13 protein-coding genes are annotated in these 13,903 nt (G+C 52.2%); 10 read left to right on the forward strand and 3 right to left on the reverse strand.

The window, feature by feature from the left end; all coding sequences use genetic code 11:
• Window positions 1-46 precede the first annotated feature (46 nt).
• The 3 genes from EBA_RS17390 to EBA_RS17405 all read right to left on the reverse strand — a co-directional run bounded on the left by EBA_RS17390 (window position 47) and on the right by EBA_RS17405 (window position 5,276).
• Window positions 47-784 (reverse strand): cell division protein ZipA C-terminal FtsZ-binding domain-containing protein, encoded by a 738-nt coding sequence (locus EBA_RS17390; protein WP_192375871.1) that lies wholly within the window; start codon window positions 782-784, stop codon window positions 47-49.
• On the reverse strand, window positions 784-4,284 hold the full coding sequence (smc, locus tag EBA_RS17395; RefSeq protein WP_192375872.1) for a chromosome segregation protein SMC: 3,501 nt from the start codon (window positions 4,282-4,284) through the stop codon (window positions 784-786). The genes EBA_RS17390 and smc overlap by 1 nt, the downstream gene beginning before the upstream one ends.
• A gap of 632 nt (window positions 4,285-4,916) precedes the next feature.
• Window positions 4,917-5,276 carry a hypothetical protein gene (locus EBA_RS17405; protein ID WP_192375873.1) on the reverse strand — a complete coding sequence of 120 codons (360 nt, stop codon included), beginning with the start codon at window positions 5,274-5,276 and terminating at the stop codon, window positions 4,917-4,919.
• Window positions 5,277-5,568: 292 nt separating this feature from the next.
• Between EBA_RS17405 and queF the strand changes: the two genes are divergently transcribed.
• From queF to EBA_RS17455, 10 genes are all read left to right on the forward strand, one after another.
• A complete protein-coding gene (gene queF, locus EBA_RS17410; RefSeq protein ID WP_192375874.1) occupies window positions 5,569-5,958 on the forward strand; it encodes a preQ(1) synthase in 390 nt (129 codons plus the stop codon).
• A 6-nt stretch (window positions 5,959-5,964) separates the two neighbouring features.
• Window positions 5,965-6,249 (forward strand): EscU/YscU/HrcU family type III secretion system export apparatus switch protein, encoded by a 285-nt coding sequence (locus tag EBA_RS17415; protein WP_026603899.1) that lies wholly within the window; start codon window positions 5,965-5,967, stop codon window positions 6,247-6,249.
• Window positions 6,246-7,106: an archaetidylserine decarboxylase gene (gene asd, locus EBA_RS17420; RefSeq protein ID WP_192375875.1), complete on the forward strand. Its 861-nt coding sequence runs from the start codon at window positions 6,246-6,248 to the stop codon at window positions 7,104-7,106. The genes EBA_RS17415 and asd overlap by 4 nt, the downstream gene beginning before the upstream one ends.
• Window positions 7,107-7,214: 108 nt before the next feature.
• A complete protein-coding gene (yajC, locus tag EBA_RS17425; RefSeq protein ID WP_192375876.1) occupies window positions 7,215-7,565 on the forward strand; it encodes a preprotein translocase subunit YajC in 351 nt (116 codons plus the stop codon).
• A 75-nt stretch (window positions 7,566-7,640) separates the two neighbouring features.
• Window positions 7,641-9,488, forward strand: coding sequence for a protein translocase subunit SecD (gene secD, locus EBA_RS17430; RefSeq protein WP_192375877.1), 1,848 nt, complete (start codon window positions 7,641-7,643; stop codon window positions 9,486-9,488).
• A gap of 146 nt (window positions 9,489-9,634) precedes the next feature.
• Window positions 9,635-10,066 (forward strand): nucleoside-diphosphate kinase, encoded by a 432-nt coding sequence (ndk, locus tag EBA_RS17435; protein WP_192375878.1) that lies wholly within the window; start codon window positions 9,635-9,637, stop codon window positions 10,064-10,066.
• Window positions 10,041-11,153: a 23S rRNA (adenine(2503)-C(2))-methyltransferase RlmN gene (gene rlmN / locus EBA_RS17440; RefSeq protein WP_192375879.1), complete on the forward strand. Its 1,113-nt coding sequence runs from the start codon at window positions 10,041-10,043 to the stop codon at window positions 11,151-11,153. Before ndk ends, rlmN begins: the two co-directional genes overlap by 26 nt.
• Complete coding sequence (gene pilW, locus EBA_RS17445; protein WP_192375880.1) at window positions 11,143-11,904, forward strand: type IV pilus biogenesis/stability protein PilW; 762 nt, start codon at window positions 11,143-11,145, stop codon at window positions 11,902-11,904. The genes rlmN and pilW overlap by 11 nt, the downstream gene beginning before the upstream one ends.
• A 19-nt stretch (window positions 11,905-11,923) precedes the next feature.
• Entirely contained in the window at window positions 11,924-13,210 is a 1,287-nt protein-coding gene (hisS, locus tag EBA_RS17450) for a histidine--tRNA ligase (protein ID WP_192375881.1), read from the forward strand.
• A gap of 33 nt (window positions 13,211-13,243) precedes the next feature.
• Window positions 13,244-13,900: a YfgM family protein gene (locus EBA_RS17455; protein WP_192375882.1), complete on the forward strand. Its 657-nt coding sequence runs from the start codon at window positions 13,244-13,246 to the stop codon at window positions 13,898-13,900.
• Window positions 13,901-13,903: the final 3 nt, after the last annotated feature.

Here is a 13,903-nt window from a genome sequence, read left to right on the forward strand (position 1 = left end):
TTTACAGAATAAATGCGCCGGCGTCCTGCCTCCGCGGGGAACTGTTTTAGACGGCCTTAGCCAGTATTTGTCTAAATTGGGCTACGGTCTCTGCGGTCAACGGCTGGCGCTGATTGTCCCAAACCACGCCGTCCAGTTCGTCGGCTAAAATGTCGATGGTTTCCATGAAGTCGTCGAATACCGCCAATGGCGCATCGACTTCACGCGGCTGCATGAAAAACACGATGCCGGGGCAATAAAAATCTTCTAGCCCGGTGTCGGGAAAAGTACCGGGGTCGACCATGCTGGCGACGGCAAAATCGACCATGCGATTGGCATCCACCCGCTCGAACACCCGCACACTACCATAGCGCAAACCCACACGTTCGAAAGCCTCGAACAAATCCTCGCCGTTAAAGCCTTGGTCGGCACGCGCAACGATGCTAAATTCGATCAAGGCCGGCAACTCCAACCGCCGCGAATTAGCCAAAGTGGCTGCTTGTTTTTTCTCGGTTTCCCGCCGCGAACCATCGGCAGACACTTTCGGGCTAGGTTTGATAGCTTGATCGTCTAACAGAGCATCTCCATCAACCAACTCGGAACCCAAGGCAAACACATCCATCTCGTCGTCATCTTCTTCGACTGAAAACTCGTCAACCACTCGGTCGTCGTAAGAATCCTCATCGTAATAATCGTCGGGCACGCGTCTTTCCCGCAACGATTTGACGAAATGCCACAACACCATGCCGATCATCACCAGCACGCCGATCAAAATAATCACGACTCTTAATAATTCTTTATCCATTAGCTTTCTGCCATGCTCACTGCTTCATCAATATCAACCGCCACCATTCTGGATACTCCAGGCTCCTTCATGGTAACACCTGCCAGATGTTTTGCAATTTCCATTGTGACTTTGTTGTGCGAAATATACAAAAACTGTACGGTTGACGACATGTCTTCCACCATCTGCGAAAACCGCACGACGTTGGCATCGTCAAGCGGAGCGTCCACTTCGTCCAGCAAACAAAACGGCGCCGGATTCAATTCAAAAATAGAAAAAACCAAGGCCACCGCCGTCAAGGCCTTTTCGCCGCCCGATAACAAATGTATCGAACTATTCCGTTTACCAGGCGGACGGGCAATGATGTTCACGCCAGCTTCAAGCAAATCATCCTCGGTCAGCTCCAGGTAAGCCTGCCCACCGCCGAACAAACGCGGAAACTTTTCTTTCAAGCCGTTATTGATCTTGTCGAAAGTCTCTTTGAAACGCTGGCGGCTTTCCTTGTCGATCTTGCTGATGGCCTGATCCAAGGTATTTAAGGCATCGACCAGATCGTCATGCTGTTCGTTTAAAAACTTCATCCGTTCGGATTGGGTTTTAAATTCCTCGATCGCCGTCAAATTGATCGAACCCAGCCGTTCGATTTGATCAGTCAACTCGTCGACGGCATTTTTCCACTTGGCTTCGCCAGCGCCTTCCGACAAATTGGCCAGTATTGCCTCAGGGTCGGCATCAACCTCGGTCAGCTGCTCGGCGATGGTTTGCTGACGCACCCGGCTGTCTTGCTGCTCGAAACGGACTTGATCCAAGGCTTCTTTTTGTTTTTCCAAGGCGCGTTGGGTTTGCGAGTATTGCTCGGCTAATTGAGTGACAGTCTGTTCGCTGGCTTGTTGCGCCTGACGCTCGGACTGCAAGTTATCCTCGAATTCGGCTTTACGTTCCACCAACTCTTCCAACTGCATTTTCTCGTCGTCGAGCGGCGCCAATGAAAAGTGCAACTTGTTTTCCAATTCATCGAGACGATCAGCCGATTGTTGATGCTGCAATTGCAAGCGCTCGATCTGTTTCGCAGTCAACACTTCCGAAGATTTCAGCGATTCGATTTGCGCATGCAGCCTATGCAAATGCCGGCGCGCTTCATCGACCGACGCATCGGTGTTTTGCTGTTGGGCCTGAATCTGTTGATTCAGCTGCTCCAATTCGGTTTTCTTATCACCCAAATCACCCAAGGCTTGCTCGGCATCCTGCTTGATCATTTCCGCTTCGGAAATGCTTTCGGCGTTTTCCGCCAGATGCTGACTAATCTCTTCGATCTCATGATCGAGTTGCTCCAAACGGCGTTTTTGCTGCTCAAAACGCGCCGATTGCGCGCTGTATTCCGCGCTTTTCGCGGAAAATTCGGCACTAAGCAGCTTTTCTTTTTGTTGATATTGCTCGCGATTACCCTCGGCAACCTTCAACTCGTGTTCGGAGTTCGCCAACTGTTCTTCGTCCTCGGCAATAGTCATCTGCAATTCGCTTTGCCGTTGCTTCAGTTCGCGTAATTCCTTTTCGCGGTGCAACACCCCGGCCTTGCTGTCGCTGCCGCGGCTGATTTTGATCCAGTCCCTGCCTAGCCAAGTGCCGTCCGCTAGCACCACCGACTCATGCGGCTGCAAACTCATTTGCCGCGCCTGTTGCATCGTCTCGGCACAGTAAATTCCACTCAATAAACCGGACAAATCCCAACGGCTGCGTAGCTTACTCGCCAAAACTGTCAGGCCATCAGCAGCAGCGGACGCACTCGCATGCGTTTCAAACACCACTAGGGATTGCTTGGTCAAGTCCTGCAACTCGGCCAATATCGAGTCCGCACTATCCACACAGATCGCTTCCAGATAGCTGCCCAACACCGTTTCCACCGCGGTTTCCCAGCCTTCTTCGGCCTCCAGAAACTCGGCTAATCTGGGTTGCTGCGCCAGACCCATCTGCTCCAGCCAAACACCCAGCTCCTTTTTATCCTTACCCATCGCATGCTGCTGCAGCAATTCCAAGGAACTGATCTTGCCGTTGACCTTCTGCAACTCGGCGCGACCGGCGTGCAAATTATCGTGCAGTTGCTTGATCGCCGGCCGCAACTCGGCTATGCGCTGCAGCACCACGTCCAGCTGCTGCTGCAATTGCTCGCGCTCGGCTTCGATTAACTCAATACTGCTATCCAGCGTTTCCAGCTCCAACTGCAATTGGGTATCGGCCAAGCCACCGCGTTCGCCGCTTAACTTGTCCAACCTAGCCTGCAACTGCCGATTTTGATTTTCCAGCTGCACCAGCTTGGTCCGCTGTACTTCGGCTTGTTCGCGATAGCCGGCGTTCTCGGCCAGAAAGGCTTCCCATTGCTGCTGCCATTGCTGCTTTTGCAGATGCGCGTCGTGCTGAATATCCAGCAAATCTTCCTCGCGCTCGCGAGCGACGATCATAGTTTCTTCCGCTTCCAACAAGGTCTGGCGGATTTCTTCCAATTGTTGCCTATCTTGCTCGCATTCGGACTGCGCCTGCTCAGCCTGCAATTTCATACGATTGATTTCGACCAGGGTTTCTTCGTGGCTTTTTTGATTGTGCTTGATGGTCTGTTCCAACCGACTGACTTCGGCGACCACCGCATAATATTCGGCTTGGGTGCTGTCCAGATGTTGCTGCTGGGCTTTTTGCTCACCGCGTTTCAGCTCCATGGCTTTTTCAGTATCGCGCAGCAACACGAACAAACGGTTGTGCTCGGCGGCGATACTTTGCAGTTTTTCTTCCAGTTTTTGCGCTGAACGTTGAAAGTTTTGCCAGCGCATCGCCAGCAACTCTTGTTTGTATTGACGTTCCTGCTTTTTTAGCTCGGTGTATTTCTCAGCCTTTTCCGCCTGCTTGGCCAGATTCTTGATCTGCTTTTCGACTTCGTCGCGCAAGTCATTCAAGCGTTCCAAATTTTCGCGGGTATGACGCATGCGGGTTTCGGTTTCCGAACGCCGTTCCTTATATTTGGAAACACCCGCCGCCTCCTCGATATGCACCCGCAGATCTTCCGGCTTGGCTTCCACCATCCTGGAAATCGTGCCTTGCTCGATAATCGCATAACTGCGCGAACCCAGGCCGGTGCCCAAAAACAGATCGGTGATGTCCTTACGCCGGCACTTGGAGCCATTGAGCATAAACAGCGACTGGCCGTCGCGACTGACCTGGCGCTTGATGGAGATAGTGGCGTACTGAGAATACTCGCCGCCGGCCTTACCTTCGCTGTTGTCAAACACCAATTCTACGGAGGCCATGCTCACCGGCTTGCGGCCCGACGAACCGTTGAAAATCACGTCCGCCATATTGCCGCCGCGCAAATGCTTGGCCGAGCTCTCGCCCATCACCCAACGCACTGCGTCGATGATATTGGATTTGCCGCAGCCATTGGGGCCGACGATCGCGGTCAAGTTGCCGCTGATCGGTATCGTGGTGGGATCGACAAAGGATTTGAAACCCGAAAGTTTGATTTTTTCCAGCTTCATAGCTGATTTAAGACGCTCAAGACCGTTTACAAAGCCGGCTATTATCTTCGAAATGCCGCCTTGATTCGAATGGAATTTAAATCGGCTTAACATTGCGCCCTAGATCTGAAGTTTTCGGCTCCACACAGACTTCACGAAATAACGAGCGATTATCCCGCCGGTCGGGGCGTAGCCGCACCCTTCTTTACATACTGATCGATTGGCTTTTGCACTACCTAGTATTCTGATGGCTTATTTGCTCGGTGTGCTCATACTCGCAAGCCGTATAGTTTAAGGCGCGGAATTTATCATCGAACCGCCGCTGCTTTACATGGGGCAATTGCGCCACAAGCTGGAAATCAATCCGGCACGTCCGCGTTATTTTTTTACCGAAGTCGGCGTGGGCTATCGTTTGGCGATTGATGACAACTAATTTGCGATTTTAAGAGGACCCTGTCTGCACCGAACCGTGCATATTTGCGGGCGGAAAGCTTGATAGCCGATTTGAAGATGGCGTCGCTTTTTGATCACCAGCGACTAATTCATGCCACCGGCTGATCGAGAGGTATTCGAAGGATGATACGAACATTAACGGAGCCAGCCGCAAGACTGGCTCCCGTCTACGGAAGCAGCATAGAAAGCACCTAGCGGATCTAATTCAACAAAACGCCTAAGCTGGCGTGCGACCGGTTGGCAATAGCAAATTGGGCTTGACCAGGATTACTTTGAATGTCCGAAATCAACTTTCCAACCACTTGTTGCGCCTGCTGCGGGCTATTGATTCTGGCCTGATTGTCGTTATTCTGTCCATTGGCAGCCTGCGCCAACTTTAGAGACTCCTGAGACAAGTTAACAGTATCACTCAAGCCTTGCTCGGTTCTCTCGACCTGACTCTGTGGGTTATTGGCCTTTCTGCGTTCCGCCGATTCTTCAATCCCGCCGGATTTTTGGTCCCGCGATACGCTTTGGCTGGCCAAGGTGTTTTGGTTTGGGTATGTAGTGTTGATTTCCATCGTCGACTCCCCTTCAAATTGAACTTACATTCTAGCGGTTTTTACAATTCGCCTTGACAATAATTTTACATCATTTAGTGCAAGTTGTTGACAATTCTAACAACCAATCGTTGCGACTGGATTTGCACGAACTAATCCGAAACTCGACAAACCCCGCGCCGCAAACCGCAGGATAAGTTATTGAGTTTAAATGCTTAAAACTTTATCGCATCTTAGCTGCTAAAATATCGCCAGACTTAACCGGCGGATGCCGAATCCGCCACTCCAGAATCCTCAGTAACCAAGAACAGCAATGACTACAAAACCCAGCGCAGACCTCACCACTTTCGAAAACCCCAGGCCGGCGCACGACTTCACCATTCGCATCGACATTCCGGAGTTCACCTGTCTGTGCCCGATGACCGGCCAACCCGACTTCGCCAAATTGGTTTTGGAGTACGTGCCCAACCAGCTCTGCGTAGAACTTAAATCGCTAAAGCTGTACATGTGGACATTCCGCGAACGCGGTGCCTTTCACGAAGCAGTGACCAACGAAATACTCGACCACATCGTCGCGGCCATTTCACCGAACTTCATGCGCCTGCGTGCTGAATTCAATGTACGCGGCGGCATCTATACAACGGTGATTGCCGAACACCGCAACCCAAACTGGCAAGCACCCGAGCTAGTCAATCTACCCTAACACAGCGTGAGCGGCCGAACCTTTTACAACAGCGACATTGCCGTCGCCCTGCAGTATGACGGCAAGAACGCGCCCAAAGTTACTGCAAAGGGCGAAGGCTTTACCGCTCAACAAATTCTGGCCATCGCCGAAAAACACGGCGTACCGCTGCAAAACGAACCGGAACTGGCGCGAATTTTGGCGCAAGTGCCGCTCGGCGAGGAAATTCCCCAACAACTCTATATTGCCGTCGCCGAAGTCATCGCCTTTGCGTATTTCATCAGCGGCAAAACTCCCGATTCCGAATCATGAATTTAAAAGAAATATTTACCGTGCTGCCGCAATACGCGTTGCCGCATCACGCTCTTTCCGGCGTGATGTCCAAACTGACTCACTGCCAAAACAAAACCTGGAAAAACCTGTTTATCAAATCCATCGTGCAAATGTACGGGGTAAATATGCAGGAAGCCAAGTTTCAAGACCTGGATCACTACTCTAGCTTTAATGACTTTTTTACCCGCGAATTGCGGGACGGCGCCCGCCCACTGACCGCCGCTAAAGACGCCCTAACCTGTCCGGCGGACGGCGCGATCAGCCAAACCGGACCGATCAGCAACGGTCGAATTTTCCAAGCCAAGGGCCACGACTACAGCGCGCTGGAATTGCTGGGCGGCGATACCGAACGGGCACAGGCCTTTGAAAATGGCTCCTTCGCCACCATTTACTTATCGCCCAAGGATTATCACCGTCTGCATATGCCGCTAACCGGTACTTTGAAAGAAATGGTGCACATTCCCGGCCGGCTGTTTAGCGTGAATAACACCACGGTTGGCGCCGTGCCGAATCTGTTCGCGCGCAACGAACGGGTAGCCTGTATTTTTGATACGGCCGCCGGGCCAATGGCTTTGATTCTGGTCGGCGCAATTTTCGTGTCCAGCGTCGAAACCGTCTGGCATGGTGTGGTAACGCCACCGAGCATCAGCACGCCCAGAACCTGGCGTTATGAAAAAGACGCGCCGACGCTTGAACAAGGCGTGGAAATGGGTAGGTTCAATATGGGCTCAACCATTATCGTATTGTTCGGTAAGGATAAAACGGCCTGGAATGAGGATTTGACCGCCGGCAAAGCGGTACAACTCGGAGAGGCTATCGGCCGGACGCTAGCATAAACCTGGCAAATCGATAGCGTAATGCGATAAGCACAACGAGTGTGGCATAATGCGCGCCTGTCCGCCCGGCCGGACCATTAAAACGACGATAACAATAAGAGGATTACCATGAGTTTCTTGATTTCTGACGCGCTGGCTCAAACCGCGCCCACCGCCGTACAACCTGGTTTTGAAGGCATGCTGTTCCCATTGGGCATTTTGATATTTTTCTATTTTCTGTTCATCCGCCCACAATCAAAGCGCACCAAAGAACAGAAACAAATGCTGGCAGCACTGGGCAAAGGCGCGGAAGTCGTTACCACCGGCGGCATTCTGGGTAAAGTGGCCGAACTGGACGACAACTTCGTCAAATTGGAAGTTTCCGATAACAGCTTTATTCAAGTACAGCGCCACGCCATCGCCAACATGATGCCCAAAGGCACTTACAAAACCTTGAACAGCAAAAAAACCAAAGAATAAGCTTGCTTTAACCCTGCGATATACCCCGCTTTTATTCGCAACAGCCTGGCTGTCACTGCTTTTAATGGAATAACCATGCAAAATCATTTCCCTGTCTGGAAAAACATTCTGGTGCTGATCATTTTACTGATCGGTACGATTTACGCGCTGCCTAATCTTTATGGCAACGACCCGGCAGTGCAACTGGCTTCGTCCAACGCGACGCCATTGCAGCAGTCTCAGGCTGACGAAGTCGCAGCCAGCATCAAAAATGCCGGCTTTGCGCTTAAAAGCTTTGAATTTACCAACGGCAAAATTCTGGCGCGCTTCAACAATACCGACGAGCAAATGAAGTCCGCGGATTTGTTGCGCGAGCAAATGTCCGGCAAAGCCACCGTCGCCTTGAATTTGGCACCGGCCACACCAGACTGGCTGCGGACGCTGGGTGCAAACCCCATGCATCTAGGCCTTGATTTGCGCGGCGGCGTGCACTTCCTGCTGGAAGTGGACATGGATAGCGCACTGAAACAGGCTGAAGAGCGCTATACCAACGATATTCGCTCCGCCTTCCGAGATGCAAAAATCCGTTATCAATCGGTTGCCAAAGAAGCCAGCGGCATCAAAATCGTGCTGCCTAACGAAGAGGCTAGCGCTGCCGCCACAGGCGTATTGAACAAAGACTTCCGCGGACTGGATTTAGTGGAAAGCGGTCCAAACGAATTTACGCTGAACATTCCCGAGCGCAACCTGCGCGAAATTAAAAAAGCGGCTCTGGGCCAAAACATCACCACGCTGCGTAACCGGGTCAACGAACTGGGTGTAGCCGAACCTATCATTCAGCAACAAGGTGATAGCCGCATCGTCGTGCAATTGCCCGGCGTGCAAGACACTACCCGCGCGAAAGAATTGTTAGGCACCACCGCCACACTGGAATACCGTTTGGTGGACGTGGAGCATGATGTGCAATCGGCCCTGGGCGGTCACGAGCCGATTGGCAGCCGGTTATATAAAGATAAAAACGGCGCGCCGGTACTGTTAAAACGCGCGGTTATCGTCACCGGCGACCAGATCACCGATGCATCATCCGGCTTGGACCAAGATGGTTCACCAGCTGTATTCATCACGCTGGATGGTGTCGGCGCCAAGAAAATGGGCAAGATGACCCAGGAAAATATCGGCAAGCCAATGGCGGTGGTGTTCATCGAATACAAATCCGAGACCAAAGTCGTTAACGGCGAAAAAGTCCAACACAAAGAAAAAGTCGAAAAAGTCATCAGCGTCGCCACCATTCGCGACAGTTTCAGCAAACGCTTCCAAACCACCGGCCTGGATAGCCCTGAAGAAGCTCGCACCTTGGCCTTATTGCTAAGAGCCGGCGCACTGGCCGCTCCGGTTGAAATCGTTGAAGAACGCACCGTTGGCCCCAGCTTGGGCCAGGAAAATATCGACCAAGGCATGACATCTATTACCGCCGGTTTCCTGCTGGTGGTATTTTTCATGATCGTCTATTACCGCGCGTTCGGCCTGATCGCCAACTTCGCTTTGTTGTTCAACGTCGTGCTGTTGATTGCCATCATGTCCGTATTGCAAGCCACCTTGACCCTGCCAGGCATGGCCGGTATCGTGCTGACGGTGGGTATGGCGGTTGACGCCAACGTCCTGATCAACGAACGGATCCGTGAAGAACTACGCCACGGCCTTAGCCTGCAGGCTAGCATTTACGTGGGTTACGAAAAAGCGTTTGCCACCATTCTCGATTCCAACGTCACTCACTTGATTGTCGCGGTATTACTATTCGGTTTCGGCACCGGACCGGTTAAGGGCTTTGCACTGGTATTGACCATAGGCATCCTAACTTCATTATTCACCGCGATTACCGGCACCCGCATGCTGGTCAACTGGTTCTACGGCGGTGACCGTAAAGTCGAAAAACTGTCCATCTAGACTCATCAAGCAGGCAACCCCTGCCTTTTCGCTGCTTTTTGGTTCTACAATCAATGCATTATGCGCAGGGTGTTTCTCATCACCCTGCCGGACGCGATATAATGCGCAACTAATTTTTCAATCACTATCCTCACTGGAGTTAAACAATGGCAATCGAACGTACTTTCTCAATCATCAAGCCTGATGCAGTCGCTAAAAATGTGATTGGGGAAATTGTCAGCCGCTTCGAAAAAAACGGCCTGCGCATCGTCGCATCAAAAATGCTGCAATTAAGCCAAGAACAAGCCGAAGGCTTTTATGCCGAGCATAAAGAACGCGGCTTTTTCAAAGACTTGGTCAGCTTCATGATCTCCGGCCCGGTTGTTGTCCAAGTGTTGGAAGGCGAAAATGCGGTACTGAAAAACCGTGACCTGATGGGCGCCACCAATCCTAAAGAAGCTGCGGCTGGCACCATTCGCGCCGACTTCGCGGTCAGCATCGACGAAAATGCCGTTCACGGCTCCGATGCGGCAGAATCTGCTGCAAGAGAAATCGCTTACTTCTTCTCTGCTGATGAACTCTGCGACCGTATCCGCTAAGCCAGCATTGATTAATCTGCTGGATTTCGACAGAAAAGGCCTGCAAGCCTTTTTTGTCGAGCTCGGCGAAAAGCCGTTTCGCGCCACCCAGGTGTTGAAATGGATTTATCAGGAAGGCATCTCGGATTTCGACGAGATGACCAACCTGAGCAAATCGCTACGCAGTCATTTAAAAGAACACTGCCAGATCAAAGTCCCGGAAATCGTCGCCGAACAATTGGCGTCCGACGGTACTTGCAAATGGGCGGTACAGATGCATTGCGGCAATCGGGTGGAAACTGTTTACATCCCTGAAGAACGCCGCGCCACCTTATGCGTGTCCTCGCAAGTGGGCTGCGCGCTGGCCTGCACCTTTTGTTCGACCGCCAAACAAGGCTTCAACCGCAATCTGTCCACCGCCGAAATTATTGGCCAGCTCTATCTGGCACAACAAAGAATGGGACCGGAGCGCCGCATTACCAATGTGGTGATGATGGGCATGGGTGAGCCTCTGCTGAACTTCGACAATGTCGTGGCGGCAATGAATTTAATGATGGATGATTTTTGTTACGGTCTGTCCAAACGCCGCGTCACCATCAGCACCTCCGGCATTGTGCCGGCCATGAAGCGTCTGAATGAAGTCTGCGACGTCAGTGTCGCCGTCTCCCTGCACGCCCCTCATGACGAATTGCGCGACCAACTGGTGCCGATCAACATCAAGTATCCGCTGAAAGAGCTAATGGAAGCTTGCCGCGAATATGCGAAAACCGGCCCGCGCAAGCATATTACGTTTGAATATGTGATGCTGGATGGCATCAACGACAGTCCGGAAGATGCGCGAACCTTGGTCAAACTATTGAAAACCGTACCGTCCAAACTGAATTTGATCCCTTTCAATCCGTTTCCGCAATCACACTACCGCTGCTCAAGCAATGCCGCGATTCTGAAGTTTCGCGATATTCTGCATAACGCCGGCATTGTCACTACCGTCCGCAAGACGCGCGGCGAAGACATAGACGCGGCCTGCGGGCAATTGGTCGGCCAGGTGCAGGACAAAAGTCGCAGACATTTAAAACTGCAAGCGCAAGGAACCGCGCATGCCGGGTAAACGGAGCTCGTGCGGATTAGTGCTGATCGGTTTATTGCTGGGCGGCTGCGGACTGCTGCCGGACACCCGCGACACAATGAGTAATTCTGAAAAAGCCAAGCTAAATTTACAGATGGGCGCTCGCTACCTGGATATGGGTATGCTCGAAATAGCCAAGGAAAAGTTGGAAACCGCAGTACGACTGGACTCCAGCAACCCGGAAACGCATAACACGCTGGCGGTATTTTACGAGCGCATCAAGCAGACCGAGGCAGCCAGCGACAGCTATCAAACCGCACTGAGCAAGGACCCGGATAACTTCAGCATCAAGAACAACTATGGCCGTTTCTTATGCGAACAAGGTAAATTCGAGAAAGGCATAGCCTTGCTGCAAGAATCCATGGGCTCGCCAATGAATAGCCGACCCTGGTTTGCGCTGACCAATTTGGGCGTTTGCCATGTAAAGCAAAACGACATGCAGGGTGCCGAAGAGTATTTTCGTCAGGCTCTCCAATCTCAATCCGACTATTCGCCTGCCTTGCAGGAGATGCAACGCATCAGCTATCAGAACGGACAATTCATGTCGGCCAGAGCGTTTCTTGAGCGCTATCTGGGCGTTGCCAAACATACCCCGGAAACGCTGTGGATAGCGTTTCAAACCGAACGGGCGCTGGGTAACAGCAAAATATCGGAAGAATACCGCGAGCAATTGATTAGCTCATTTCCTGCTTCCAAAGAGGCTCAACAAGTAAGAACCGCGATCAGCAAATAATCCGGCAACAAACAAGATCATGGCAAAACAACAACAGGCTATCCAAGCCATCCGCGGCATGCACGACATTCTTCCCGAGCAATCGCCTTATTGGCAATGGCTGGAAGGCCAAGCCAGACAAGTACTAGGCGCCTACGGCTATCAGGAAATCAGACTGCCCATCGTCGAAAAAACCGAGCTGTTCAAACGCTCGATAGGTGAAGTCACCGACATCGTCGAAAAAGAAATGTACACCTTCGACGACCGCAACGGCGACTCGTTAACGCTACGTCCGGAAGGCACCGCCGGTTGTTTGCGCGCCTGCCTGGAACACGGTCTGCTGCATAACCAAACTCACCGGCTATGGTATTACGGCCCGATGTTCCGGCACGAGCGCCCGCAGAAAGGCCGTTACCGGCAGTTCTACCAACTGGGCGTGGAAACCTATGGCATGCCGGGTCCGGATATCGACGCGGAAATCATCGCCCTAACCGACCGGCTCTGGAAGCAATTGGGGATTCGCGATAAAGTCGAGTTGCAAATCAATTCCCTGGGCACCAGCGAAGAACGCCTGGCCTACCGCAGCAAACTGGTCGACTATTTCCAACAGCATTTAGCCGTTCTGGACGAAGACAGTCTGCGCCGTTTGGAAACTAACCCGCTACGCATTCTGGATAGCAAAAACCCCGACATGCAGGCCATGCTGCAACAAGCTCCGGTGTTGCTTGAGCATCTGGGCGCAGAAAGCCTGGCACATTTCAACAGTCTGAAAGCCACGCTGGACGACCTGGGCATCGCCTACCAGTTGAATACCCGATTGGTACGCGGCCTGGATTATTACGGCAAGACCGTATTCGAATGGGTCACCGAGCACTTGGGCTCGCAAGGCACCATCTGTGCCGGCGGCCGCTACGACGGTTTGATCGAACAATTGGGCGGCAAAGCCAATTATGCCATCGGCTTTGCGATGGGTATGGAGCGCATCCTGGCCTTGCTGGAGTTACTGGATAATGTCCCGGTCGCAACGACCACGAATGTCTATATGATACGCGTAGGCAGCAGCGCCGAAGCTGCCGGCATGTGTCTGGCTGAACAAATTCGCGATGCGATTCCAGGCTTGAAATTGCAAGTCAATTGCGGCGGCGGCAGCTTCAAAAGTCAGTTTAAAAAGGCCGATAAATCCGGCGCCGAGTATGCCATCATCATCGGCGACGACGAAGCCCAGCGCGGCGAAGTGGCCTTGAAACCCTTGCGCATCGACGCTGAACAAAGCACGCTTAATCACGACCAGCTCCTGCAAACCCTGCAAGACTGGCGCAACCAATAAACCCTTGTAACCTGACAATAGAAGAGAACTACCGTGGCAATTTACGATACCGAAGAAGAACAGCTGGAACAGTTGAAAAAATGGTGGGAAGCCAATCAGACTTCATTGATCGCCGGCGTCGTCACCGCAATAGTATTGGTGAGCGGCTGGAATCTCTGGCAAAACCATCAGCTGGAAAAACGCAGCCAAGCCTCGCAAATGTACCAACAATTGTTGGACAGCGCAGCCAAGGACAATAGTGAATCCACCGAAAAACTGGCGGAACGCTTGCCTATTGAATTTCCGGGCACCGCTTACGCCCACTATGCCGACCTGCAATTGGCCAAAAGCAAAGTACAAAAAGGCGATATGGAAGGCGCTAAAGCGATTCTGGAAAAATCGATCAAGGAAGCCGACAGCGACGAATTAAGACATGTAGCTCGTCTGCGTCTGATTCAGTTAATGCTGGCTACCGGTCAATACGAACAAGGCTTGCAACTGATCGCCGCGGTCGATCCGGCCAAATCCGAAGGCTTCGCCGCCAGTTATGACGAATTGCAAGGCGATTTATACGTGGCCTTGGACCGTTTGGACGAAGCCCGTAGTGCTTACCAAAGCGCGATCAGAACCGGTCAAGCCACCCCACTGACACAGTTCAAACTGGACGATGTCGCGACCCCAACCAACGCTGCCCCGGCGACGGCCAATTGAGTT

The sequence above is a fragment of the Methylomonas albis genome, assembly GCF_014850955.1.
In the GTDB taxonomy this organism is placed as follows: Bacteria; Pseudomonadota; Gammaproteobacteria; order Methylococcales; family Methylomonadaceae; genus Methylomonas; species Methylomonas albis.